Below are 26,267 nucleotides of genomic sequence, written 5' to 3'. Positions count from 1 at the left end.
GCAAACGGAAGGTGGTTCGTGATGACAGAGAATTTGCAAACATTGTTTGATGAAGCACAGCACATTACGTTTATGACTGGGGCAGGCGTTTCGACTGCTTCAGGCATTCCTGATTACCGGTCCAAGTCTGGGCTGTATTCGGCCAAGTTCAAGGGCTTACCACCAGAGTATTTGTTGAGCCATGATTGTTTCGTTGAGCAGCCTGAAATGTTTTATGATTTTGTGAAAGAGAATTTGTATTTTCCAGATGCCAAGCCCAACGTCATTCACGAAAAAATTGCGGCGTTGTCTCAATCAGGTCGAGCCTCATTGATTACACAAAACATTGATAATCTGGATAGAACAGCCGGTAATGACCAGGTCGTTGAGTTCCATGGTAATTTGTATCGCTGTTATTGTAGTAAGGACGGCGAGCAGGTCGATTGGCATGATTATATGAAATCCATGTATCATGACACTGACCACGGGATCATTCGCCCAGACATTGTATTATATGGTGAGTCTATCTCGGAGTCTGTTCTACAGCGGTCAATGGCTGCTATTGAAGCGGCTGACTTGTTAGTGATTGTTGGTACGTCGTTCAAGGTATATCCGTTTGCCGGGTTGATTAATTACCGTCAGCCCAATGCTAAGCTGATTGTGGTGAATAATGAACCGATTCCAGCAGGGAGCGTAACGGCTCAATATACCGGCGATGCAGAAACGTTTTTTGCTGGTTTAAAAGGTTAAATCAATTGCGTTTTGTGCCGGACTTTCTTACAATTAATGTATTAAATGCAGGTGCCATAAAGAAAGTGGGTGACAGAGGATGAATCGTGATGATATTTTTGCCCGTCTTGGGAGTTTACTGTCACAGATGAAGTGGGTCAATCGGCTACAACTATTATTTGATTTCTTAATGTTTTACGGTGCTTGGCAAGTGTTCTTTGGCGCCCAACCAGCAATGCTGTTTGGTGTCGCCATGCCACGAACGAATGCCGCAATGGTGACCTTCCTGTTTGCGATGATCAGCTGGTCATTTTCTGCCATTCGCAGCAACTACCGGCGTCAGGGATTGATGTTGATCAGCACATTGAAGGGCAAGACCTTATCTGAAGAAGAAACCAACGTTATTCGTCAGTTTAAGTAACGCTAACCATATTTGAAGATTATTCAACGGTGCCCATAATGGTGGCACCGTTTTTGTTAGAAATTATTGCAAGAACGCAAGAATAGATCAAAAGGGGGACAACGAATTGATTACGATTGGATTATCGACATGGACGCGGCATCCACATTTAATTCACGATGAACAGCGTGATGTGCTGTTTTCTGAGTATGCTGGCGTGTTTCCACTGGTTGAATTGGATACGTCTTTTTATGGTGTGCCCAGTATTAAGACCGTTACCAATTGGCGCAATCAAGCACCAGACGGCTTTCAGTACATTTTGAAGGCCCATCAGGTGATGACGCGTCATGATGATGCGAAGTCTGAACAAGTCAGTGATGACGAGCGCTGGCAAACGTTTAATCAATTCCGTCGCGCAGTTGTTCCGTTAGTCAAGGCGGGAATGTTGGCAACCGTGTTATTTCAGTTTCCACCGTACTTCACCCGAAACTTAGACCATATTCGTTATCTGCGTGACGTGCGTGTTCACATGGGCGATTTGCCGATTGCGGTAGAGTTCCGCGATCCCAGTTGGTATGAAGGTAGTTTGAGCAAGGATGTGTTTGATTACTTGACGAGTCTTAACATGACGTACGTAATTGCGGATGAACCGAGTGATGGCAATCGCGGCGTACCATTTACACCGGTCGTCACAACGCCAACGGCAGCGTACTTCAGATTTCACGGTCAGAACCGGCGTGGTTGGTTAGATCACCAGGGAGACTGGCGTAAGGATCGTACCAATTATCGGTATTCAGATGATGAGCTGGCTCGTTTAGGTGAGGCTGTTAAAACAGTTAGCGAACAGGTTGACCAAACGTACGTGATCTTCAACAATAACGGGCATCGAGACGCTGCAGCTAATGCAGAAAGCCTGCGTGATCAACTGGGATTGACGTTTAACGGATTGGGGCCCACCCAATTAGATTTATTTTGAGAAATTCTGTTTGATAAACTCCGTAGCCACGCAAAGTGCTATGGTATACTTATTCAGACTAACGAGGTGTTCGTGATGCCAAACATTGCGGGCTCGCGAACTAAAGGAGAAGATTTGTTCATGGCAGAAAAAAAGCCAACTTACTACATTACTACGCCAATTTATTACCCGTCTGGCAAGTTACATATCGGGAATTCATATACGACCATCGCAGTCGATGCCGAGGCGCGTTACCGGCGGTTAATGGGTAACGACGTCTTCTTCCTGACTGGAACAGATGAACACGGTCAAAAAATTGAAGAAAAAGCCGAATCTTTGGGCAAACAGCCAAAAGAATATGTCGATGGCATGGCTGACCAGATCAAAGACCTGTGGAAGTTGCTGGAAATCAGTAACGACAAGTTTATTCGGACAACGGATGACTATCATGAAGCCGCTGTTCAGAAAATTTTCGATCAGTTATTAGCACAAGGTGACATTTACAAGGGCCACTATGAAGGCTGGTACTCTGTGGATGACGAGGAATTCTTTACGGAATCCCAATTAGCAGAAGTCTTCCGTGATGAAAATGGCAAAGTGACCGGTGGGAAAGCGCCATCTGGTCATGAAGTCGTCTGGACTGATGAAGAGTCCTACTTCTTCAAGATGAGTAAGTACGCTGATTGGTTGATGAACTATTACAAAGAACACCCAGATTTCATTATTCCAAACACGCGGATGAATGAAATGGTGAAAAACTTCTTGGAACCTGGCCTGGAAGACCTGTCTGTTTCTCGGACGAGTTACAAGTGGGGCGTGCCAGTTAAAACCGACCCGAAACACGTGATCTACGTTTGGGTAGATGCACTGTCCAACTATATTACAGCGCTGGGTTACGGTACTGATGACGATAGCAACTTCAAGAAGTACTGGCCAGCTAATGTTCAAATGGTTGGTAAAGAAATTGTGCGTTTCCATACCATTTACTGGCCAATTATTTTACATGCACTTGGCTTACCGTTGCCAAAGCACGTGGTTGGTCACGGCTGGTTGTTGATGAAGAACGGCAAGATGAGTAAGTCAAAGGGAAACGTCATTTACCCAGAGACCTTGGTTCACCGTTACGGACTGGATGCTTTACGGTACTACCTGTTGAAGGCAATGCCGTTTGGTAACGATGGTGTATTCACCCCTGAAGACTTCGTCGACAAGATTAATTATGATTTGGCCAATGACCTTGGGAACTTACTGAACCGGACTGTTGCCATGGTTAATAAGTATTACGACGGGGTCGTACCGGCCTTTGAAAGCAACGTTAACGAACCAGATGCTGATTTGGAACAAACGGCTGTGAATACGATTGCTGAATACCACCAGTTGATGGAAAAATTACACTTTGCGGATGCATTGTCAGCGGTTTGGAAGCTTGTTTCACGTACAAATAAATACATTGATGAAACAGAACCATGGACGTTAGCTAAAAAGGCTAACAATGGTGATGACAAACGTTTGGCTGCTGCCATGAGTCATTTAGTGGCCAGCCTGCGGGTGATCGCGCTGTTGATTCAACCAATCATGACACACGCACCAAAAGAAATTTTGACGCAGTTGGGGTTGCCAACGGATGCTGACAGTATGCAGATTGAAGGCTTAAAGATGGCCAATCTGCCGGTTAACACTAAAGTTGTTGCGAAAGGAACGCCAATCTTCCCACGTTTGGATGCACAGGAAGAAGTCGACTTTATCCAATCACAAATGACCAAGACAGATAAGCAAAAAGGACGTTCTGCAATGGCAGCGGCTGCTGATTCTCAATGGGAACCAGAAAACGTCACCCTGAACTTGACGAAACCTGAGATCAAGTTTGATGAATTTGATAAAACAGAAATTAAGGTTGCTGAAATCAAGTCGGTCAAACCAGTTGAGGGCGCAGACAAATTACTCCAATTCCGTTTGGATGCTGGCGATCAACAAAACCGTCAAATTCTTTCAGGCATTCACGAATGGTACCCTGACTATGAAAAATTAACCGGTAAGAAAGTACTGGCTGTTACGAACTTGAAACCACGGAAGATGCGTGGTCAAATCAGCCAGGGGATGTTGTTGTCCACTGAACGTGATGGCAAGGTGACGTTGGTTACAGTACCGGACAGCTTGAACAACGGGGATGTCCTAGGATAGGTCGATCTCAATAACGGAGATAAAGATGGAAATTTTTGATTCACACACCCATTTGAATGACGATACCTTTTATGAAGAAGCCGCCTCATATAACCACCATGCCGCGGCTGCCCATGTTACACGGATTATGAACGTAGGCTCTGATGCCAAACTGAATGAACGCGGGATTGAGCTGGCGCACCGTTATTCAAACATGTGGGCCGCAGTTGGTTGGCATCCAGAAGAGGTTGCGACATACAACAATGCGGTTGAGGAGACCATGATTGGCCAACTGCAGGACAGTCGGGTGATGGCACTCGGCGAAATTGGTTTAGATTATCATGTGGATAATCTAGATGCTGTCGTGGACGACCAAAAGCGCATTTTTGCTCGCCAAGTTGATATTGCTAAATCACTGGGTAAGCCGGTCATTATTCATAATCGTGATGCGTTTGCGGATACGTACGCCATTTTAAAGGCAGCAGATATTCGTGACATCGGTGGGGTGATGCACAGCTTCAACGGTGATCCGGAGTGGCTCAAACGCTTTTTGGATCTTGGCATGGTCGTGTCTTACTCTGGTGTTGCCAGTTTTAAAAACGCGCATGAGGTTCATGATTCTGTTAAACAAACGCCGTTAGATCGGATGTTGGTAGAAACTGATGCGCCATACCTGACGCCGGAACCACATCGTGGCGAACAGAATGAACCGGCTAATGTAGCCTTTACGGTACAGGCCATTGCTAAACTGCGTGAGCAGACAGAGCTAGAGATTGCGGATGCGACGTTTGCTAACGCGAACCAATTCTTTGGGATTGAAGATTAATGGACAAATTAAAAGAAGTGCTGGTTGTTGAAGGCAAGGATGATACCAAACGCATTCAGCAGGCTGTAAATGCCGATACGTTTGAAACGAATGGGTCAGCACTCAACAAAACGAAACTGGCTCAAATTAAACAATTGCAGGCAACGCGTGGCGTTATTGTGTTGACTGATCCTGATTTCAATGGCGAGCGGCTGCGTAAACTAATTAGTGCAGCGGTGCCAGATGCTAAGCATGCGTTTATTACGCGTAAGCAAGGTGTTCCAGAGAATGCGGGTGGTAGTTTGGGTGTCGAACACGCTGACCCTGCCGTCATTAAATCAGCTTTGCAACATTTGTCTACTGGTTCGTTAGACGATAAACCGCTAATTTTTCAGCAAGATTTGTTGGCAGCTGGCTTAATTGGTCAAGCGGATTCGCGACAACGTCGGGAAAAACTCGGTGAGGCGCTGAATTTGGGCTACGTCAATGGCAAGCAGTTGCTTAAACGGCTCCAACTTTTTCAAGTAAGCCGTGAAGATTTTGAAAAGGCAGTTCAACAATTAGATTAGTAATGTTGAAAAAATCACATTGTTGAGTGTCACACGTTAAAATATTGAAGTGTTCAAGGAGACTAGATGACTGAATCAAAACGGGCCGACCGCCCCGATATTGCTAATCCCGTTCGTACGCGGGCAATTATGAATACGTACGGGATCGCAGTGAAGAAGAGTTTAGGTCAGAACTTCCTGTCAGACGTTAACATTTTGCATAACATTGTGAGCGCAGCTGATATAACAGATGACGATGATGTCATTGAGGTTGGACCTGGGATTGGCGCGTTGACGGAGCAATTAGCTCGGTCTGCCAAGCGCGTTCTGGCATTTGAAATCGACCAAAATTTGATCCCCGTATTGGCGGAAACGTTGGCACCATACAACAATGTCGATGTCATTAATGCTGATATCTTAAAAGTAGATTTGACCAAAGAAATTGCCGAACATCTGCCGGATGCCAAAACTGTTAAAGTGGTGGCCAACTTGCCTTATTACATCACGACCCCGATTTTAATAGGACTCGTGAGTGCACCGATCGACTTTGCCGCGATTGTCGTCATGATGCAAAAGGAAGTGGCGGAACGATTGAGCGCTGAGCCTGGAACCAAAGCGTATGGCGCGCTGACGTTAGCCGTTCAATATAAGATGCAAGCACGTCTGGCATTCACCGTCTCACGGACAGCGTTCATTCCCCAGCCAAACGTAGATTCTGCCATCGTGACGTTAACGCCACGCGAACCGCTAGTTGAAAAACCATTCAGCGATGATGCATTGTTTCGATTGATTCGTGGCTGTTTTGCTCACCGCCGCAAGAGTCTGTGGAACAATTTACAAAGTATCTTCGGCAAGGCACCAGCTACAAAAATTGAACTGCAGGCGAGTTTGGACGAAATGGCATTGGCCCAGTCCATTCGTGCCGAAAGGTTATCATTAGAGCGGTTCATCGCGTTAACAAACGTTTTACACACGCACAATCTGTTTTAACCGCTTGAGAGATGTACGGAGTTTCCTTGTTGGAACAATTGCAAAAAGTACTTGACCATGATATACTGTTATGCATGTGAGGTGAATTGCATGCCAGTAACATTACAAAGTATCAAGGCTAAACTGGACGCTAAATTGGGTCAAAAGTTGATGGTTGTAGCTCAGGCAGGTCGCAAAAAGGTGACTAAGCGCCGCGGCACACTTAAGGAAACGTATCCGGCTGTTTTTGTGGTTGACCTCGACCAAGAGGAGAACTCATTTGAACGAGTCTCTTACAGTTACACTGATGTGTTAACTAAAAATATTGAAATTGCGTTCGACGAAGAATAATCGTCAGCTTAATTTTACGAATGGAGCTCATTTCCTGTGTGGAAATTGGGGCTTTTTTTGTTTGGGTTAGATTTCACACTACACTTCAGATGTGGGCGGGTAGTCCGGTTGTCAACATTGATACGCTCGCCGTGGGACCGGTTCAAGCCGGAAGCACACCGTCTTTCACCTCGCCGTCAAGACTCGGATTTCCACGAGGCTTGACGACCGTCCGTGGTGTAAATTCGAGAGGAGCTTTCGAATTAACATCACCTTCACGGCTCAGTATCAATGTTGACGCCCTCCCATCCACTTGCGTATCAGTAGGTAGCAATGTAAATTACACAAAGTGGCACGGTTAGACTGTAGATAGATGCATTTCGTAAACGATGACCTTCTTTGCAGAAATAACATCGTGCTCTGATCTATGCAGTGACGTGTACTGACTATTCAACAATATGAGCTGGAGGGGAGTGCGCGTTGAAATCGCCAGTGAAGGTGTTGTTAATTGGGTGGGCTTCCGAATTTACAACACGGGACGATCTGAAAGACACGGGGTGTGTGGCTTTCAGTCGAGGTGAGAGACTCCGAATTTTGGAGGCTTGAACCGATCCCCACGGGCGAATTTCAAAAGCAAACGACCGTAGGCGGAAGGACATCGCTAGATAGTACCTTTTATAAGTACCCAAGCTGGATTTTACCGCGAGTTGGTGGCGATTATGGGGGGACTGTAATATACTTACGTTATATATTTCGTGGTAGCGGAGGTGATTTTACGGAGACACTGGAAAAGGCGCCGGCCAAGCTTAATTTGAGCCTCGATACACCCTTTCATCACCATGATGGTAGTGAAGAATGGGACATGGTTTTAACGTCCGTCGATTTGGCGGATTATGTCGCCGTCAAAACACTGGGCCGCAATGGTCGCATTAAAGTCACCACAGATAGTGGCTTTTTACCAAATGACCATCGTAATCTTGCTTATCAGGCTGCTCACTTATTGGCGACCACATATGGTCGTAAAGAGACGATGAACATCCACATTGAAAAGCATATTCCGGTCGCGGCTGGAATGGGCGGTGGTTCGTCGGATGCAGCGGCGGTATTACGAGCCCTGAACCGACTATGGGAGCTCAATTTAGATCAAGCAACTTTGTGTCAATTAGGGTTACAGATTGATGCAGACGTGCCGTATTGCGTTTGTAGTCAAACGGCCCATGTGACGGGGCGCGGTGAGATCATCACGCAATTGCCTAAACTGCCCCCGATGTGGGTGGTGATCGCTAAACCCAAAATCAGCGTGTCAACACCATCGATTTTGCGACGCATTAACTATGCCGAAGTTCAGCACGCGGATACGCAGGCACTAGTCGCTGCGATTCAACGAGGCGACTATGATGAAATTTGTGATTCCGTGGAAAACGTATTAACGCCGATCACGTCACGGCTTTACCCAACGGTTAATCATCTTAAGGAGCAGATGGTTCGTTTTGGTGCAGATGTGGCCGAAATGAGTGGCACTGGTCCAACGGTGTTTGGCATCTGCCGTAAACAATCACGGGCTCAACACGTGGCTAACGGTTTGTCAGGTTTTTGTCGGGAAGTTCATGTCGTGCGTCCCGTCAGTTTGCACACTGATTTTGCGCAACCATCGGCATCCGTTTGAAGGTAGCTTAAAGAAGAATCGGGTTTGGAGTGATTGAATGAATAAAAAAAAGTTAATCAAACGAACTGTACTGGCAGTTGCCACGAGTTACACAACTTTGATAAGTGCTGGCTACGCAGTTTATTTGCTTGCAACCGGTTGGTCTAACAAGCAAAAGTTAGCTGGTCGACAAGCCTCACTTGAGGCCAATACTGACATTGAAAATGAGTGGTTCAAGCATCAAGAACGGTCACCGTGGGCGATTAAAACAGCTGACGGACTAACTTTGCGGGCGACGTTTATGCCAAATGCCCAGAATACCAATAAAGTAGCAATTTTAGCTCACGGTTTGCATCACTCACGCGAACAAATGATTCCTTACGCCCGGTTGTTCATGGACGCGGGATACAGTGTGTTAATGCCGGACGCCCGTGCACATGGGCGTAGTGATGGTAACGTGATTGGTTTTGGTTGGCTGGATCGAAATGATTATCAGCAGTGGATCGACACTGTTATTGCTAATCAAGGTGAGCAAGTTAACATTGTGTTAATGGGAATTAGCATGGGTGCTACAACGGTGATGGCTACGAGTGGTCAAACGTTGCCGCATAACGTGCGCGCCATTGTTGAAGATAGCGGTTTTCGAAATGTTTTTCAGGAAGGCAAGTTTCGGTTGTGGCATAAGTATCATGTGCCCAGTAGCGTGTTGATGCCAATTGCTGATGATTTCGCCAAACGTCAGGCCGGCTATGCCTTTAAAGATGGTGATATTTTAGCTGAGGTGGCTAAAAATCATTTACCGATCTTGATGTTTCATGGTGCTAAAGATCAAACGGTGCCGGTAGGGGACGCTTACGAGCTGTACGCACGAGCAAATGAACCTAAGCAACTGATTATTGATGACGAGGCTGCGCATATCTCAAGTATTCGAACGCAACCGAGCAAATATCGTCAAACGCTAACGGATTTTTTAAATCGTTATGTGAAATAAGATGTGTGACTAAAAAGGGCCGCCAGAACAAGTGAAGTTACTTGTTCTAGCGGCCCTTTTTTGGATGGGTGAATGAGATTGAAAAGACGATTACAAATCACGAAACTGAGCGAGCAATGCCTCATCAGCAGCTTGACGTTGCGCTGCCGTAATCCGTTTGGTAGCCACCTGGTTGGGGTCAACCAGACCATGAGTAGAAAGCTTTAAGACGCGAGTCGCGACGTGTGTCACAAATGTTTCATCATGTGAGACAAACAAAACGGTGCCAGGGTACGTGGTTAAAAATTGTTCGAGTGCCGTGAGCGTTGGTAAATCAAGGTAGTTCGTTGGCTCATCAAGGATAAGCACATTGGCGTCGCTGAGCAGAACTTTAACTAGTGAAACCTTAACACGTTGGCCGCCGCTTAGGTTTTGGGCAGGAATATCTAAGGCAGTCGCTTTAAAGCCAAATTCAGCCAAGACTGTGCGGACGATCGCATTGTCCTGACGCGTATGTTCAGTCACGTTTTGCCAAATGGTAGCGGTTAGATTCAACCGGCTCATATTCTGAGCAAAGTAACCAAATTTAACTGCAGGATTGACGCTAATGGCCTGATTTTGGTTGGCTAAAATGGCCCGAAGCAGTGTCGTTTTACCGACCTGGTTTGGCCCGGTGATGGCAATACGGTCACCAGTGTGGAGGACGAAGTTGACATCGTTTGCCAATGTTCGTTTGCCAGCTTTCAAGGCCAGATGCTGAATGTTGATCGGCGTATGCCTGCCTAAAGTGGCGAACTGTTCCGCCCGTAAGGTAACCGAGGGCTGCTCAGTGGGTTTGGCAACTGGTGTCAGATGTTCAGCGTGATCCTTCATAACGCGCGCTGCTTTGGTCATTTTGCCTTGATTACGGCGAAGTGAGCTTTTCATATCCTGAAGCTCGTTACGACTATGATTGTGGGGATTAGGCTTTGTTATTTTGGCTGCCCGTTCAGTGCGTTTGATAGCGGCGACTTCCAGCTTATGCTTTTGTTGCTGGTAGCTTCGAAATGCAGCTGCCTGATTATTTCGTTGGGCCGTCTCATTAGCCGTAAAGGCATCATAATTGCCGGCAAACGTTGTCAGGGTATGATCAGCGAGCGACCAAGTTGTGGTCGTGACAGCATTGAGTAATGTTCGATCATGCGAAATCAGTAGCAAGGTGCCTTTAAATCGATTGAGCAGATCAATCAACCACTGCTGGTTTGTCTCGTCTAAATTAGCGCTGGGCTCATCCAAAATTAACCATTCGGGTTGTTGACGTAAAGCCGTTAAAATAGCGTTTTTAACCTGTTCACCACCACTTTGCGTGGAAATATCGTGCAATTGGTGGACGACAACAGGCGTCGTTTGGCTGTCGACGATGCCAGCATCAGGGGTCAGCGAGCCAGTCAGAATATCGATTAGTGTTGTTTTACCAGCACCATTAGCGCCAATTAGACCGATGCGGTCACCAGGATTAATGACGAGTTGCTCAATATTAAATAATTGTTGTTGATGCCGTGTGATGGCAATATTTTGTGCTTGAATAACAAACATGAAATCACTCCTTACAAGTTAACTAGATAGGTGTTAAGCGAGAAGAAAATATTTCATTTTATAACCTCCCAAGAACGTGCCAAGACAGTCCAGACATGTGAGGAAAGCGCACAAAAAAAGAGTCCACCCCCGCAACATGTAACTGCTGGCACTGAATGAATTCACAATTATCCATTGAAGTTTCTTCACAGAGGGCAAACGAGGCCAATTCCTGTTGTCTTCTGGATATTTCGTAGATAAAATTATGAGTTCACTTAGTTCCAAAACAGTTATTAGTTGCGCATCGGCGGATCTCCTTAAAAATTGTAGTATTGATAAATCATGTCGGTAATAATGTAACGGTTTTTGGAGCGACTGTCAAGAAAGAGTGCCTTTAGCGTTGGTTTTCAGGATACAGAATGTGGTGAAATACTAAGCGTTGTTCAGTCATTTTGACCTCCAAAAATTCTTATTATATGTGGATATGGATGCTTAAGGTTAATTTTATGCTCTTAAGAAGGGGTTACGTTCTGAAGTTTACCGATTGCAATTTTTTTGGAGTTTCGGTAAACTATTAAACGGTAATCATTACTTTTTACATATTGATTGCAGAAAGGACGTTCTCTTGCGACAACATAAACGTGGCTTACATATCTTCAGTATTATAGCATTACTCTTAATCGCATTGACTGTTAGCTTAGTAGTGGATCAACGAAGAATGATTGCGCGAGCTAAACCGACCTCAAAAATTCGCGTGGTAAGTTCATTGGATTTCTATGCTCAGGCCGCCAGCGCAGTGCTGGGGCAATATGGTCAGGTAACGGCTGTTATTAACAGCCCTAGCGTTGATGCGGAAAGCTTTGAGCCAACGACGCACACTGCAAAGCAGGTCGCTAAGGCTGATGTGATCATTGAAAATGGTTTGGGTTATGATGACTGGTTGGGAAAAGTTGTGGCGGCGAATGGTCAGGAGAAGCGCACCATTAATGTTGGTACGGATCTGATGCACCGACAGGTTGGCGAGAATCCTCACATTTGGTACAATCCGCAGACGATGCCACGCTTAGTTGCACAGATGGTAGCACGCTTTTCACGTTTGCAACCTGAGCATAAAGCGACTTTTAAACGGAATGCCGACCGTTACCTCAAGACACTGTCATCGTGGAAAAAGACGATTAAACAGTTAAAACGCATGAGCCATCATCAATCGGTCGCTGTTAGTGAGCCAGTGTTCAATGACACATTGTCGGCGGTAAATTTAAAAGTCACTGATAATCATTTTGCTCGTGCTGTTGAAGAGGGAACCGATCCATCACCAGCAGACATTGCCAAACTAACGCGTGATTTTAAACAACACAGGGTTGCTTTATGGGTTGTGAACACACAAAACTCACAGCCAATTGTGAACTCAATGACCAAACAAGCACGTCGCTACCACATCCCAGTGGTTCAAGTGACGGAAACGTTGCCGTCCAATCAGTCGTACGCACACTGGATGACCAACGAATTGAACCAAGTCAAAACTGCGTTAGAGGAGGACAATCAGCATGGCAAGCAATGAGACGCATCAAAAGATTGATTCCAATGGTCAACCTGACAGTCAACTAACCGAGGACACCATTATGACCGTGGATAAACTAGGGATGAAGTTTGGCCAAAAAACGGTGTTTCAAGGACTCACGTTCACGTTAAAGCGTGGCGAATTCCTTAGCGTGCTTGGCGAAAATGGGATTGGTAAAACAACCCTTATTCGAATTTTACTCCAACAACTGCGGCCCACGGCTGGCGAAGTTTCATTTTTGCCGAGTCGTTCTCAGGTCACAATCGGTTACGTACCACAATTTAGAAACGTTGATACCGAGTATCCGTTGACCGTGAAAGATTTTGTGGGGTTAGCGCTACATGATCATTTAACGCCATGGTGGTCCAAACACGAAAAGCAACGCTTGAATCAAGTGTTGCACGAAACAGATTTGACGCGGATCGCACACATACCGCTTGGCCGTGTTTCTGGTGGGGAGTTACAGAAGGCTTATTTGGCCCAAGCCTTGATTCGACAGCCACAGTTGCTGATTTTGGATGAATCGACTGCCAGTTTGGACAACAACATGAAGTTTGAATTGTTGGACCTGGTTAAACAATATCAGCAGCACACACAGGCAGCCGTTATCTTCGTAACGCACGATTTGCCGTTAACAAAAAAGTATTCGACCAACTTTTTGTTAATGCAGCCGGGCCCGTATCAACTGGGCACGATTGACCAATTGAACGAAACGGTACTGGAGGCGGCTCATGCTTAATTATCCATTTATGCAAAATGCTTTTGCGGCGGGGACATTAATCGCAATTGTCAGCGGTATCGTTGGGGTCTTTGTGGTCGCTCGAAACATGTCTTTTTTAACGCATACGTTATCTGAAATTGGCTTCGCTGGGGCAGCTTTCGGCTTGTTTGTTGGCTGGACGCCATTGGCGGGGATGCTATTATTTACCAGCGTCAGTTCTGTCGCCGTTGGTCAATTAAGCAGCAAGGCATCCCGTCGTGAGGCGGCTATTACCTCGATTTCGGCGTTGGCGATTGGACTGGGAATTTTGTTCTTGTCGCTATCAAACCAAAATGCGAGTTCAGCTACAAACATATTGTTTGGCTCAGTCATTGGGATCAGCCGAACATCTGTACTGCAAGTTGCTATTTTAGCCTTGGCCGTGATTGTGGTAATTATGGCGGTGTACCGAAGCTTGAAGTTTGATTCATTTGACGCTGTCGGAGCGCGGGTTGCCGGTATTCATGGCACCACACTGGCCATTATCTTTCTGGTTGCATTAGCATTTTCAGTCAGTGTGGCCGCTCAAATCGTGGGCTCCCTGTTAATCTTTATCTTGCTTACCTTACCTGCTTCTGCCGCAAAATATTTTGCGCACGGTGTTGGCAGCATGATTGGTCTAGCTATTCTGTTTGCCTTGATTGGTGTGTGGCTCGGTTTGGCACTGAGTTACTGGACAAACTGGCCGGTCTCTTTCTTCATTGCCGTCATTGAAGTCCTGTTTTACTTTATTGGTCTGATTTTTAATCGCTTCACAGCACGAAATTAAAGAGGTATGAGAACGGCGTCGGAAACGGCGCTTTTTTTGTGAGAAGTGCCCAGTAATTACGAACGTTGTGCTATTATTAACCAAGGAAAGAACGCTTTTTGTCGTTCAATGTGAAATTAAAAATGAGTTGAGGTAGCTAAACGTGAAAGTTAGACGATCAGATCGATTGATTGACATGACGCGCTTCTTATTAGAACGACCACGGACACTGGTTTCGTTGTCCTTTTTTGCTGAGCGTTACGAGTCAGCCAAGTCATCGATTAGTGAAGATTTAACCATTTTAAAACGAACCTTTCAGGAACGCGGGACTGGTTTATTGGAGACCTTACCCGGCGCTGCTGGTGGGGCACGTTTCATTCCATATATTTTGAAGGAAGACGCTTCTGATTACATCGATTATTTATGTAAAGAAGTTTCTGATTCCCATCGGGTGATGCCAGGTGGCTATGTTTACTTATCTGATTTATTAGGCAAACCAGAAGTCCTTCGACAGATTGGGCGTTTGATTGCGACTCAATACATGAACCAAACCATCGATATGGTACTGACGGTTTCTGTAAAGGGAATTCCGATAGCTCAGGCCGTTGCAGAACAATTGAACGTACCGTTTGTCATTGCTCGTCAAGATGGGGCAATCACGGATGGCGCTACGGTCAGTGTGAACTATGTATCGGGTTCATCAACAGCCATCGAAAAGATGCAGATTTCCAAACGGGCTCTGCCAGCTGGTTCACGAGTGTTAATCGTGGATGACTTTGTTAAGGGCGGCGGTACCATTTCTGGGCTTGCTAGCTTAGTTCGTGAATTGGACTGTGAGGTCGCCGGAATCACTGTGTTTGGTGAAGGTCGCTTTAACGGCGAACGCCAATCTGAAAACTTTACATCATTGCTACATGTTGAAACGTTACAAAGTGAATCGGAACCAATTCGGGCCACACCGGGAAACTATATGCACCGTGTCTTTGGCAATGAAAGGTAGGTAAGTTTTTAAATGAGTTCGAGAAATACCATTATTCTTGCGGCTGGTAAAGGAACCCGCATGAAATCGAAGCTATACAAGGTTTTGCACCGCGTGTGTGGTAAAACAATGGTCGATCACGTGTTGACTCAGGTTGAGTCGACAAACATGGACCGGATCGTGACGATTGTTGGCTATGGGGCTGATGATGTTCGCAAACAATTGGGTGACCGCACACAATACGCAATGCAGAAAGAACAATTGGGTACTGGCCATGCCGTGTTACAAACAGAACCGTTACTAGGCGATGTCGATGGTGTCACACTGATTGTCAGTGGTGATACACCGTTGTTTCGGGCTGAAACGCTGCAAAAACTGTTTGATTATCACGAAGCTAAGGGCGATGTCGGTACGATTCTGACATCGATTGCGCCTAACCCGACTGGTTACGGTCGGATTATTCGTAATGATATTGGGCTTGTAGAAAAGATTGTGGAACAAAAGGACGCTACATCAGAAGAACAGGCTGTTAATGAAATTAATACTGGTGTGTATGTTTTTGACAACAAGGCCTTATTTAATGCACTTCACCAAGTTAAAAATGACAATGCACAAGGTGAGTATTATCTAACTGATGTCATCGAAATCTTAAAGGCAGCTGGTCAACGAGTCGGCGCATACCGCATGAGCGATTTCAGTGAATCAATGGGTGTTAATGACCGCAAAGCTTTGGCAACCGCGACAAAAGTTATGCAACGCCGCATCAATGACGAACATATGGCAAATGGTGTGACCTTTATCGATCCAGATCACACGTATGTTGATGTGGACGTTAAGATTGGTGCTGACACTATTATTGAACCGAATGTTCAGTTAAAGGGGCACACGGTCATTGGCGAGGATTGCGTGATTGGTGCCAATTCCGAAATTCGTAATAGTGTGATTCACGATGGTGTCACGGTTACCTCTTCATTCATTGAAGATAGTGACATGGCTGATGGCTCTGATATTGGTCCAATGAGTCACTTGCGGCCAGATGCTCATATTGGTGAAAACGTTCATCTGGGCAACTTTGTTGAGATTAAGAAAGCGACTATTGGTGCACGGACTAAAGTGGGTCATTTGACATACGTTGGGAATGCGCAGTTAGGCACGGATATTAATGTCGGTTGTGGGGTTGTATTTGTCAACTATGATGGTGTTGGTAAACACGAATCCATTGTGGGCGACCACAGCTTCATTGGTAGTAATTCCAATTTGGTTGCGCCGTTAAACGTCGCAGATCACTCATTCATTGCTGCTGGTTCAACGATTACAAAAGATGTTGCGCGGCATGACATGGCAATCGCTCGTGAGCGTCAAACCAATAAACCAGATTACTGGTCAAAGTTACCTCACAAACCGGAAGACAAATAGTGCAGATAGTTGCGTCAATGACCGTTAATGAGTACCATTAAGCTAAACAGATGAGTATGAAAAAATATAATTATCCTTTGTGGAGGGAACATGTCAACTCAATATTTTGACCCCAAATTGAAGATTTTTGCCCTGAATTCAAACCGACCATTGGCAGAAAAAATTGCTAATGAAGTTGGTGTTGAATTAGGTAAAACTTCTGTGGATCGTTTCAGTGATGGTGAAATTCGCATTAATATCGAAGAAAGTGTGCGTGGGGACAACGTTTATTTGATTCAGTCCACATCAGCGCCCGTTAACGATAATTTGATGGAATTGTTGATTATGATCGATGCGCTACGTCGTGCCAGCGCTAATACAATCAACCTAGTTGTTCCTTACTACGGTTACGCTCGTCAGGATCGCAAGGCCCGTTCACGTGAACCTATCACCGCTAAGCTGGTCGCAGATATGCTTGAAAAAGCTGGTGCGACCCGGCTACTGGCATTAGATTTGCATGCTGCTCAAATTCAGGGATTCTTTGATATTCCGGTTGATCACATGATGGCCGCACCATTGTTAGCTGACTACTTTATTACGAATCACATTGCTGAACATGCCGTGGTGGTTTCACCAGATCACGGTGGGGTGACGCGTGCGCGTGCTTTGGCAGAGTTCCTTAAAGCGCCGATTGCAATCATTGACAAACGTCGTCCTCGTGCCAACGTGGCTGAAATTATGAACATTATTGGTGACGTTAAGGGTAAGAAATGTATCATGATCGATGACATGATTGATACGGCCGGCACAATTACTTTGGGTGCCAAGGCGTTAATGGATGCGGGTGCGGAAGAAGTTTATGCTTGTTGTTCACACGCTGTGTTGTCTGGCCCAGCTGTTGACCGTTTGAAAGCATCACCATTTAAACAGGTAGTTGTGACCGACTCAATTAACTTGCCAGAAGAGAAGCATTTCGACAAGTTAGTTCAGGTGTCCATTGCGCCACTGGTTGGGGATGCAATTCGCCGGATCAATGAAAACAAGGCTGTTAGCCCGTTGTTCCGGACCCGTTTTCACCGGGATGGCCGTAACAACTGATTTTCGATTAGTTAAATAGTCTAATTTAATTAGCTTCGAATAAACGAGAGCAAGATGTAACAGGGTGACTTGCTCAGGTAAAAACGACGTTCATGGTCTTTTCCATGAACGTCGTTTTTGTGTTGGACGGGTAAAAGGCAGCGTTCTGGCTCGCGGTTGCGGTACTTTTACCAAGCGTTAAACCGAGTTGCTATGTTCCAATCCCATTATTTCACCGTCTGTATCATAAAACGTTGAAGTTATTAAGCTTTTCTTTCGATATGTAACAATAATGACATAATCACGTAATTTTTGTTACAAGTGATATAATTTAAGTATCAAAAGGCACAGGAGATTTGAAACGTGTCAGAGCGGGGGTACATAAAATGAGCATTCAAACATTTAAGAAAATGATGACAGGTAGTGTAATTTTGGTCAGTACGGTTCTGTTGACTGCTTGTGCAAGTACTTCTGCGACGACAGTCAGCGAGGGGCATCATTCAGATAGTGTTCGTAGCAGCCGTAAGAGCGACGTAAAGATTCCTACACGGACGTCGAATGTCACAACGGTCGCACCTGCTACAACCAGTTTTTCTAGTGATCAGTCTTCATTAGCCGTAACGGGGACAAGTTCATCCGCTTCCGAGACTAGTGCTGTTTCTGATTCGGACACGACATCATCTAATGTAAGCACCGCATCGACGAGTTCGGCGCAGACTAGTAGCGTTCAAAGTAGTTCTGTTCAAGAAAATTCAATTCAGGGTAGCTCAGTTCAAAGCGGTTCCGTTCAGAGCAGTTCGTCACAGAGTAGCCCTGTTAAGGGTAACGCAACTCAAACCAGTTTGAGCAAAGTTGCTTCAGGCACTGTTGCTACGAGCCGCCAACAAGACAACAATCGTGGAGCTAATAGCCAACAAGTTAGTCAAGTTGCAGGTAATGTAAACGAACAGAGTAGCGTTTCTTCGGTATCGAAGACAAGCAGCGAAGCAACGCAACAGCCCGTCTCGAACAGTAACAGCACGACGAAGGGGAGCACCACAACTGCGACCTCCACGAACGGGGTTCTGTCAAACTTTAGAAGCCAGATGGGTTACAACGAGACAAACGGCAGTCGTCAATACACCGTTATTAATAACGGGAATGGCACCTACCAAATCGACGTTCGAACCCAAGCTCCTGATGCAAACATCAGCAATCTTTCCGGTGTTTACACTTACACACCAGCAAACAAAGAAGTAACAACCGTCTTTTCTGGAGCCGATGCTGGCAATGGTGGGGCTAACACGGTTAACACACCAACAACTGACAGCAGTACTTCAACGACGCAGTCAAACCATTAGTGACTGGCTAAAATATAATTTGGACTTTAATACCGCAGATATTTGCGGTATTTTTAGTTACAACAGAATTTATCACAAAGATTAGTTTGGAGAAAAAAGGATGCGACAAAAACAACGACCTGCCGCCTGGTCAGCGATTGGCTTAATCGTCTGTGCCATTATCGGTGGTATTGCATGGACTAGTGGCGTTTCATTAGTTAAACTGTCTGATATATTTTTTATGATTGGGTTGGCGCTGATTGTTATTGGTGTGGTGATGCAATTGAGCCATGCACATCTGTTTGCCGGATTTCGCAGACGCCGTAAACAAACGTATAAGGAAAAGGCGGATAAGGAGCCCGAGTCTAAGATGAACACGCGGGATATTGCCGTTAAAAAGAACGAGCCACTGCGTTTTTCAGATTGGAATCGGTGGCTCTGGATCGACGGTGCCATTCTCATTATCATCGCTGTTGTAGTCACGCTCTGAGCGGTCCACTTTAGCAATCTTTCGTGGCTGTGTGCTTTCAGTTGTCAACAGTGACACGCTCACCATGGGACCGGTTCAAGCCTCCCAAGTTCGGAGTCTTTCACCTCGCCGCAAAGCCTCGTGAGGAGCCGAGTCTTTACGGACCGTCCGTAACCTAAATTCGAGAAAACCACTCGAATTAACGTTACCTTCACGGCTCGGTATCACTGTTGACGCCTTCCAGTTGCTATTGTGGCAACATTTTTGACAGGACAGTAGCTTGACTGCGAGCCAAAGACTAATTGTGAGAAGAGTGGAGCGGACCAGAAACAGAGTTTCGTGTCGGCAACATTTAGCGGCATGAATTTGGCCGCTTAGTGTTGCGGGATGACTTATGAGACGGTTTTTTCGGCTCATAATCAAGGTTAAAGACTCCGGGTTTTAGGAGGCTGAGAACGGTCCCGCGGAACGGCGTTTCTGGTCCCACGGAACGGTACAGACATAACAAAACGCACTGCATTCCAAGTTTATCGAGGAATTACAGTGCGTTTTGTGTTTGAAACAGTTTAGATTAAATTGTTCTGATTAATTTAGTGCGTATTTGTTGATTGCGGCGGCGACACCGTCTTCTTTGTTGGTTAGTGTAACAGCCTGAGCAGCTTCCTTAACTTCGTCGATGGCGTTACCCATTGCAACACCCCAACCAGCAGCCTTGATCATGGAAAGGTCGTTGCCTTGGTCGCCCAAAGCCATAACTTCGTCCATTGAAAAGCCCAAATCACTTGCTAATCCAGTGATTGCGTTGCCTTTAGAAGCCGCTTTGTTCATGGCTTCAAGAAAATAGGGTTCACTACGGACAAAGTAAAAGTCTTGTTTGACATCGTCAGGCAGTTTTTCAACCGCGCTACTGATAATCTTTGGGTCGTCGATGAACATTGCCTTAGATAATGTGATGTCAGTTGGCATTTCTTCAACGGCACGGTAACGGATCGGCATTTTTACTAAGAAGGCTTCGCCGATGGTGTAAGGACTGATGTCTTTGTTAGCCGTATAAATGTGTGATTCGGTTTCTACGTGAAAGTGCGTTTCAAGCGTTTCACTTAGAGTTTGTAACTGACGGTACTGATCGTAATTCAACGTGTGGCGAACGAGAATTTGGCCACTGATTGTTTGTGCTAATGCGCCGTTGAAAGTAATGACGTACTGTTCGTCACCACTGAGCCCAAGTTGGTCCAAGTAATCTTGAACACCGGTCAGTGGGCGGCCGGTACATAGGACAACTTTGATACCGGCATCACGAGCCGCCTGAACGGCTTTGATTGTGGCAGGGTTCAGTGAACTTTTTTCATTTAGTAACGTGCCATCAATGTCGATGGCAATCATTTTAATTGTCATGGGATTCTCCTTGAGGGTGAATAAGTTGGTCATTGTGAATGTAATTTTGAAATTCAATATAAATTGGGCTAAATAAGTCATTTTCTGCGTTCTTGGTTAACATTTCCCGAGGGAAGAAGAACCGCTGATCACCTAATTCACGCCCAGTAATGGCGGCGACTAAGGGGCTCAGTGAGGATAGCTCAATGGTAGAGCCGTCACTTTTCATCAACTGAATTTCGGCAGCTGGTTTGCGAGTCTGGCGACTGTTTGCATTGTATGGCAGATCGTAACTGTCGTTTGTGGCAGTGTAGTACTTGATGTTATAGCCGGCTGTTTCAATTTTGGCGCGTAGAATCGTCAACAAATCTTCCGTTTCACTCGTATATTCCACAGATTTAAAGGGCCGCCGATTTAGGAAACGATTGGCTAAGTCCGACAACACGGCGTCGTCACTGTCAGCCCAGTGTAGGAAGTAAGTGTTAAGTACGCCATCATCTAACTTTAAGTAGTCAGCTAGTGTCCAATCGTGGTTAAAGAATGGTTCTAGCAGTAAGGGACGAAATCCGTCTTCACGGACTGGCTGGTTGTCATAACGGTCCTTAGCACGTAACAAAAGATGATCCAAAATGACTTCCATGGCACGGGAGACAGGGTGGAAGTATACTTGTTGATACATTTGAAAACGGCTGAGAATGTAATCTTCGACAGCGTGCATGCCGTCAATATCAAACGCAATCCCATCCTTGTAGGGTCGCATTACACGCAGTACACGAGTGAGGTCGAAACGACCGTAGTCAGCACCGGTATAGTAGGCGTCACGTAACAGATAATCCATTCGGTCTGCGTCCAATTGACTGGAAATGATCTGAACAACTTGCGGGTTAGGATACGTATGTTGAATGACGCTGGCAACCTGTTGTGGAAATTCTGGTGACACCCGTTTGAGCACAGCGTTGACCTCTGTAGTGGGGGAAGTCAGAATTTGTGCAGTAATTGCTTCATGGTCCGTGTGAAAAATGTGTTCAAACGTATGTGAGTAAGCACCATGCCCAATATCGTGCAGGAGTGCCGCACATAGCGTAACGAGTCGCTCATGGTCGTCCCACAGGCCGTCTCCAGGTGTTTGCGACGGATAATCATGCTCAAAGTTATCACAGATTCGCCGCGCAATTTCGTATACGCCTAAGGAATGCCCAAAGCGACTGTGTTCTGCCCCGTGAAAAACTTCTTCGGTCACACCCAGTTGTTTGACGCGTCGCAAACGCTGAAATTCTTTAGTGTCAATCAAATCCAAAATGACCTGGTAAGAAACGGCGATATAATTGTGAACGGGATCGCGGAATACTTTTTCACGTGGTAATAACTGATGACGATAATCCATTAAATCCTCCTTGAAATATGTGACGGTCACTGTCCAATTTTTTCATGATATTGGCGGTAGATTCAAAAACTCGGTTGATGCTGACTTAGCCGCTTGGCTTCAAAGTCTAAGTGAGCACCAAATTCGGGTTCTTGCATGAGTGTCGCCAAATGTTGTTTGGCAAGATGCGTGCCACTTTGCTGTGCCGCGTCAATAAAGCGCTGACGGGCTGCTTCAATAGTTAACGATTGTGGCAACAAGTCGCCAACGTTCATCATGGTGCCAGGATCGACATCAGGGAAATCCCACTTATTTTCTTCGTGACCCAACCCCACGGTGTAGAAATCGTGAATTAATTGAGCGCGGGCATTTTGGTTACCATTCACGCTTAGATATAACATAATGACGGTGCCACCATTTCGACGGCGTTGAGACATGCCAGCAATCTTATGACCATTTACGCTCAGGTCGTAAGTGCCTGGACAGTAGGACCGAGCAACTTCGCCGGCATCAATAGGAAGTTCAGGAAACGCCCGGTCAACAAGCAACTTCATTTGCTCATAGGCATCATCGACACCCAGTTTGACTAAACTGGGTGGGAAAAAGAGGCTGATATTGAGAACGCCGGCGTCAGCTACCACAGCTAACCCACCTGAGTTGCGAATAAAGCCACTGTATCCGTGATCTGTGAGCACTTTGTGAGCGGCAGACAGATGAGGTACATCAGCATCGCGAAGCCCCATGATCACCGTGTTATCCAGCAACCAAAAGTGGAGCAAGGGCTGATTCTCATGTTCAATAAGACTAAGCAGCGCATTCATGTTTGAAAATGTCGCTAAGCCGTCAGCTTGTTTGAAATGCTGCGACAGTAACATTGTTGTCGGCGCAAGAGCAAGTGCGTCAATCATGTAATCACCTGATTTCTTAACGTTTTGTGGATGGCAAACGAAGTGAATGGGTTCATATTAGTGAGTCCGTTTGCTAATTTATTATCTATATCGATCTCATTTATAAAAATAGCTAAAAGCAACTGCTTTCATTATACCGAATCGCGCTGGGGTCTGCATTATTGAAAGACATTGCGGTTTATTTTCAAAATGAAAGAGACCAAGGTTTCATTAATGGTAATTTATCTAAAAAGCGTTATAATTTCTTACTGATATTCATTGCGGTTTGAAGAAAATTTCAAATAACACTAGGAGGTAGATTTGTGGCACAACAATTTGAACAGGCTGTCACCGTTCATTTATTGACCAATATTACGCAAGATGATGACACGGAGCAATTTGATTTTGATTTGCCAGGCCGCTTGGTGATTGTGAATGACAACATTTATTTACGTTATGTCGAAGATGATAATGGTCAGTCTACACCGGTCACGTTTAAGCTGAATGGTCAAGATGATGTAGTCTTGACGCGTTCTGGTGAAAATGGTTTAAAGTTTCACTTTCTTACTGGAAAGGCAGTGACGACACAGTATCGGACGCCTTATGGCATTATGGCCGTTGAAGTTGCGACAACTGATCTCAGTGTACGGTTGAGCGATGATTTGTCGGCAGGACGGATTGCCATTGATTACCAGTTGTTGGCTGGCGAACAATTAATCGGTGATTATCAAATTAGATTGCATTTTACAGCTTAAGACCTTATGATAAGATGTACACTCTCGAAAGGACGGGCCTGATTTTGGAACTTAAAATTTTCGAAGGTCAAAATAAGAAAGAATTGTCGATGATTGAGGTTGCGCACGCAATTCTCTCACAACATGGGGAAGCCATGGGCTTTGCCGATTTAACCAACCAGGTACAACAGTACTTGGGCAAAAGTGACGAAGAAATTCGTGATCGTTTTGCACAATTCTATACGGACCTAAATGTCGACGGTAGTTTCATTTCACTTGGTGACAATACATGGGGACTCCGTACCTGGTACCCGTTTGACTCCATTGATGAAGCCACTATTAATGGTGAAGAAGACGAGGATCAGCCAAAGCGCAAGAAACGTCGTAAGGTTAATGCCTTCCTGGCTGACGCTGCTGATGACGACGATGTTATTGATTATGATGATGACGATCCTGAAGATGATGACTTTGGTCAAGACTCTGATGATGTTGATGGCGCTGACACTCAAGATAACGATGAGGACAGCGATGACGACGATACTGAAAATCAGGATACCGAGGAAGACTTGCCAGATGGTATCGAGGGTCAATTAGCAGAATTAAATGACGAAGATGATGATGACGATGAGGATGAAGAAAACGACGATGACGACGAATAACTAGTTCGTTGCTTGGTCGTTTTATCTGATAATAAAATTACCGGATAAAATCCTTGACGTTATGACTTGAAGTCGGTATTATATTTTTTGGGCACCGTTCAGAAGGACGGGCACGTTAATGAAGACTTTAGTTGCTCCCAATTCAGATGAATTGGGGGCTTTTTCTTTGTTTAAGGCTTCCCCGAAAAAACAAAAGGAGCGTTTATTTAGATGACCAAATACATTTTTGTCACCGGTGGTGTGGTTTCGTCAATTGGGAAAGGGATCGTTGCTGCGTCCTTAGGCCGTTTGTTAAAGAACCGTGGGCTCAAGGTTACGATTCAAAAGTTTGATCCTTACATCAATGTTGACCCAGGAACGATGAGCCCATACCAACACGGTGAAGTGTTTGTGACAAATGATGGGACCGAAACGGACCTTGATTTAGGCCACTACGAACGATTTATCGACATTAACCTGAATAAATACTCAAACGTCACGACGGGGAAAATTTATCAAGAAGTTCTACAAAAAGAACGTCATGGAGACTACCTTGGCGCGACGGTTCAAGTTATTCCGCATATCACTAACGCAATTAAGGAAAAAATCATGCGTGCTGGTCAAACGACTGACGCGGACGTAGTGATCACAGAAATTGGTGGTACGGTGGGTGACATTGAATCCTTACCATTTATTGAGGCTTTACGTCAGATGAAGACTGATGTTGGTAGTGACAATGTTTTCTACATTCACACAACTTTGATTCCTTATCTGCGGGCTGCTGGTGAAATGAAGACAAAGCCAACGCAACACAGTGTTAAGGAACTGCGTGGTTTAGGCATTCAGCCAAACATGTTGGTTGTCCGGACGGAAAAGCACATCACCCAAACGATGCGTAACAAGATTGCGTCATTCTGTGACGTTGATCCTGAAGCCGTTGTTGAATCGATGGACGTGCCAACGGTTTACACGGTGCCATTGGCTTTACAAGACCAACACATGGACGACATTGTCCTAAACCACTTTAAGTTGTCCGCTCCGGAAGCAGACATGAGTGAATGGCGTAAGCTCGAACAACATGTTCAAAACTTGCACAAGACGATCACCATTGATTTGGTTGGGAAGTACACTGATCTGCAAGATGCTTATATCTCTGTTAATGAAGCCCTAAAGTCAGCCGGCTATGTGGTTGATGCTGATGTTAAAATTAATCACTTCAACTCAGAAGAAATTAACGCAGATAACGTTGATTCCGTTTTGGCTGAAGCAGACGGTATTCTGGTTCCCGGTGGTTTCGGTAATCGTGGTATTGAAGGTAAGATTTTGGCCATCAAGTATGCACGTGAGCATGACATTCCGTACTTGGGTATTTGTCTGGGGATGCAGATGGCTTGTGTGGAATTTGCCCGTGACGTGGTTGGCTTGAAAGATGCCAACTCAACGGAAATTAATGCCGACACACCATACCCGGTTATTGATTTAATGCCTGATCAAGAAAACATCGATGATCTTGGTGGTACACAACGGTTAGGTGCTTACCCATGTAAGTTGAAGCCAGGTACTTTGGCTGCCTCAGCTTATAACAATGAAGAAGTGATTTCCGAACGTCACCGTCACCGTTATGAATTCAATAACAAGTTCCGCGACCAGTTAGCCGCCAAGGGGCTGGTATTCTCTGGGACGTCACCTGATAACCGGTTGGTAGAAGTGGTTGAATTACCAAGCAACAAGTTCTTCGTTGCCGCACAATATCATCCAGAATTCTTGTCACGGCCAAACCGTCCTGAAGGATTGTTCAAAGCGTTTGTGAAGGCTGCTGATGATGAACACATTTCCCGTCAGTAAACAGTAGGTAACTAAAAGTGCAGGCGATTTGACAATGTAAATTACGGAAAAACTGACAGTGCCAGATAGGCGCA

At 45.4% G+C, this 26,267-nt stretch carries 25 protein-coding genes; 21 read left to right on the top strand and 4 right to left on the bottom strand.

Annotation, left to right across the window (positions count from 1 at the left end):
* The first annotated feature begins 21 nt into the window (after nucleotides 1-21).
* The 10 genes from GB993_RS07390 to GB993_RS07345 all read left to right on the top strand — a co-directional run bounded on the left by GB993_RS07390 (nucleotide 22) and on the right by GB993_RS07345 (nucleotide 9,511).
* Nucleotides 22-729: an NAD-dependent protein deacylase gene (locus GB993_RS07390; RefSeq protein WP_161003727.1), complete on the top strand. Its 708-nt coding sequence runs from the start codon at nucleotides 22-24 to the stop codon at nucleotides 727-729.
* Nucleotides 730-808: 79 nt separating this feature from the next.
* Nucleotides 809-1,129 carry a hypothetical protein gene (locus tag GB993_RS07385; protein ID WP_017260530.1) on the top strand — a complete coding sequence of 107 codons (321 nt, stop codon included), beginning with the start codon at nucleotides 809-811 and terminating at the stop codon, nucleotides 1,127-1,129.
* Nucleotides 1,130-1,235: 106 nt separating this feature from the next.
* Nucleotides 1,236-2,084 (top strand): DUF72 domain-containing protein, encoded by an 849-nt coding sequence (locus GB993_RS07380; RefSeq protein ID WP_161003726.1) that lies wholly within the window; start codon nucleotides 1,236-1,238, stop codon nucleotides 2,082-2,084.
* A gap of 120 nt (nucleotides 2,085-2,204) precedes the next feature.
* Nucleotides 2,205-4,244: a methionine--tRNA ligase gene (gene metG / locus GB993_RS07375; protein WP_161003725.1), complete on the top strand. Its 2,040-nt coding sequence runs from the start codon at nucleotides 2,205-2,207 to the stop codon at nucleotides 4,242-4,244.
* A gap of 25 nt (nucleotides 4,245-4,269) precedes the next feature.
* The gene (locus GB993_RS07370; RefSeq protein WP_161003724.1) at nucleotides 4,270-5,049 is read left to right on the top strand and encodes a TatD family hydrolase; all 780 of its coding nucleotides are present in this window, start codon (nucleotides 4,270-4,272) and stop codon (nucleotides 5,047-5,049) included.
* Entirely contained in the window at nucleotides 5,049-5,597 is a 549-nt protein-coding gene (gene rnmV, locus GB993_RS07365; RefSeq protein ID WP_161003723.1) for a ribonuclease M5, read from the top strand. Before GB993_RS07370 ends, rnmV begins: the two co-directional genes overlap by 1 nt.
* Nucleotides 5,598-5,663: 66 nt before the next feature.
* On the top strand, nucleotides 5,664-6,566 hold the full coding sequence (rsmA, locus tag GB993_RS07360; RefSeq protein ID WP_161003722.1) for a 16S rRNA (adenine(1518)-N(6)/adenine(1519)-N(6))-dimethyltransferase RsmA: 903 nt from the start codon (nucleotides 5,664-5,666) through the stop codon (nucleotides 6,564-6,566).
* Nucleotides 6,567-6,656: 90 nt separating this feature from the next.
* Entirely contained in the window at nucleotides 6,657-6,896 is a 240-nt protein-coding gene (locus GB993_RS07355; protein WP_017260524.1) for a Veg family protein, read from the top strand.
* Nucleotides 6,897-7,623: 727 nt separating this feature from the next.
* Nucleotides 7,624-8,541 (top strand): 4-(cytidine 5'-diphospho)-2-C-methyl-D-erythritol kinase, encoded by a 918-nt coding sequence (gene ispE / locus GB993_RS07350; protein WP_431188879.1) that lies wholly within the window; start codon nucleotides 7,624-7,626, stop codon nucleotides 8,539-8,541.
* A 37-nt stretch (nucleotides 8,542-8,578) separates the two neighbouring features.
* Nucleotides 8,579-9,511: an alpha/beta hydrolase gene (locus tag GB993_RS07345; RefSeq protein WP_161003721.1), complete on the top strand. Its 933-nt coding sequence runs from the start codon at nucleotides 8,579-8,581 to the stop codon at nucleotides 9,509-9,511.
* Between the two features lie 90 nt (nucleotides 9,512-9,601).
* Here the strand turns inward: GB993_RS07345 and abc-f are convergent, their stop codons facing one another.
* The gene (gene abc-f, locus GB993_RS07340) at nucleotides 9,602-11,065 is read right to left on the bottom strand and encodes a ribosomal protection-like ABC-F family protein (RefSeq protein WP_161003720.1); all 1,464 of its coding nucleotides are present in this window, start codon (nucleotides 11,063-11,065) and stop codon (nucleotides 9,602-9,604) included.
* Nucleotides 11,066-11,669: 604 nt separating this feature from the next.
* On the opposite strand from abc-f, the gene GB993_RS07335 reads away from it, so the two are divergent.
* The 8 genes from GB993_RS07335 to GB993_RS07300 all read left to right on the top strand — a co-directional run bounded on the left by GB993_RS07335 (nucleotide 11,670) and on the right by GB993_RS07300 (nucleotide 19,373).
* Nucleotides 11,670-12,605: a metal ABC transporter solute-binding protein, Zn/Mn family gene (locus tag GB993_RS07335; protein ID WP_238331625.1), complete on the top strand. Its 936-nt coding sequence runs from the start codon at nucleotides 11,670-11,672 to the stop codon at nucleotides 12,603-12,605.
* A complete protein-coding gene (locus tag GB993_RS07330) occupies nucleotides 12,592-13,344 on the top strand; it encodes a metal ABC transporter ATP-binding protein (RefSeq protein ID WP_161003719.1) in 753 nt (250 codons plus the stop codon). The genes GB993_RS07335 and GB993_RS07330 overlap by 14 nt, the downstream gene beginning before the upstream one ends.
* The gene (locus GB993_RS07325; protein WP_161002305.1) at nucleotides 13,337-14,134 is read left to right on the top strand and encodes a metal ABC transporter permease; all 798 of its coding nucleotides are present in this window, start codon (nucleotides 13,337-13,339) and stop codon (nucleotides 14,132-14,134) included. The genes GB993_RS07330 and GB993_RS07325 overlap by 8 nt, the downstream gene beginning before the upstream one ends.
* Before the next feature lie 142 nt (nucleotides 14,135-14,276).
* Entirely contained in the window at nucleotides 14,277-15,113 is an 837-nt protein-coding gene (purR, locus tag GB993_RS07320) for a pur operon repressor (RefSeq protein ID WP_161003718.1), read from the top strand.
* A 12-nt stretch (nucleotides 15,114-15,125) separates the two neighbouring features.
* Nucleotides 15,126-16,508: a bifunctional UDP-N-acetylglucosamine diphosphorylase/glucosamine-1-phosphate N-acetyltransferase GlmU gene (gene glmU / locus GB993_RS07315; RefSeq protein WP_161003717.1), complete on the top strand. Its 1,383-nt coding sequence runs from the start codon at nucleotides 15,126-15,128 to the stop codon at nucleotides 16,506-16,508.
* Nucleotides 16,509-16,598: 90 nt separating this feature from the next.
* Nucleotides 16,599-17,585 carry a ribose-phosphate diphosphokinase gene (locus tag GB993_RS07310; RefSeq protein WP_017260515.1) on the top strand — a complete coding sequence of 329 codons (987 nt, stop codon included), beginning with the start codon at nucleotides 16,599-16,601 and terminating at the stop codon, nucleotides 17,583-17,585.
* Nucleotides 17,586-17,950: 365 nt separating this feature from the next.
* Complete coding sequence (locus tag GB993_RS07305; protein ID WP_161003716.1) at nucleotides 17,951-18,904, top strand: hypothetical protein; 954 nt, start codon at nucleotides 17,951-17,953, stop codon at nucleotides 18,902-18,904.
* Between the two features lie 100 nt (nucleotides 18,905-19,004).
* A complete protein-coding gene (locus GB993_RS07300; protein WP_161003715.1) occupies nucleotides 19,005-19,373 on the top strand; it encodes a DUF3899 domain-containing protein in 369 nt (122 codons plus the stop codon).
* A 564-nt stretch (nucleotides 19,374-19,937) separates the two neighbouring features.
* Here the strand turns inward: GB993_RS07300 and yidA are convergent.
* From yidA to GB993_RS07285, 3 genes are all read right to left on the bottom strand, one after another.
* Nucleotides 19,938-20,747 (bottom strand): sugar-phosphatase, encoded by an 810-nt coding sequence (yidA, locus tag GB993_RS07295; protein WP_161003714.1) that lies wholly within the window; start codon nucleotides 20,745-20,747, stop codon nucleotides 19,938-19,940.
* Nucleotides 20,737-22,110 (bottom strand): HD domain-containing protein, encoded by a 1,374-nt coding sequence (locus tag GB993_RS07290; RefSeq protein ID WP_161003713.1) that lies wholly within the window; start codon nucleotides 22,108-22,110, stop codon nucleotides 20,737-20,739. Before GB993_RS07290 ends, yidA begins: the two co-directional genes overlap by 11 nt.
* A 62-nt stretch (nucleotides 22,111-22,172) precedes the next feature.
* Nucleotides 22,173-22,997, bottom strand: a complete 825-nt coding sequence (locus GB993_RS07285) for a lipoate--protein ligase family protein (protein WP_161003712.1) — start codon at nucleotides 22,995-22,997, stop codon at nucleotides 22,173-22,175.
* 302 nt (nucleotides 22,998-23,299) lie between these two features.
* On the opposite strand from GB993_RS07285, the gene GB993_RS07280 reads away from it, so the two are divergent.
* From GB993_RS07280 to pyrG, 3 genes are all read left to right on the top strand, one after another.
* A complete protein-coding gene (locus GB993_RS07280) occupies nucleotides 23,300-23,731 on the top strand; it encodes a DUF1934 family protein (protein WP_161003711.1) in 432 nt (143 codons plus the stop codon).
* A gap of 44 nt (nucleotides 23,732-23,775) precedes the next feature.
* On the top strand, nucleotides 23,776-24,369 hold the full coding sequence (gene rpoE / locus GB993_RS07275; RefSeq protein ID WP_161003710.1) for a DNA-directed RNA polymerase subunit delta: 594 nt from the start codon (nucleotides 23,776-23,778) through the stop codon (nucleotides 24,367-24,369).
* Nucleotides 24,370-24,579: 210 nt separating this feature from the next.
* On the top strand, nucleotides 24,580-26,193 hold the full coding sequence (pyrG, locus tag GB993_RS07270) for a CTP synthase (RefSeq protein ID WP_161003709.1): 1,614 nt from the start codon (nucleotides 24,580-24,582) through the stop codon (nucleotides 26,191-26,193).
* Nucleotides 26,194-26,267: the final 74 nt, after the last annotated feature.

The sequence above is a fragment of the Furfurilactobacillus milii genome (genome assembly GCF_009864005.1).
GTDB classification, from domain to species: Bacteria; Bacillota; Bacilli; order Lactobacillales; family Lactobacillaceae; genus Furfurilactobacillus; species Furfurilactobacillus rossiae_B.
The sequence above is the reverse complement of the archived record's forward strand: the minus strand, read 5'-3'. Positions and strand labels throughout refer to the sequence as shown.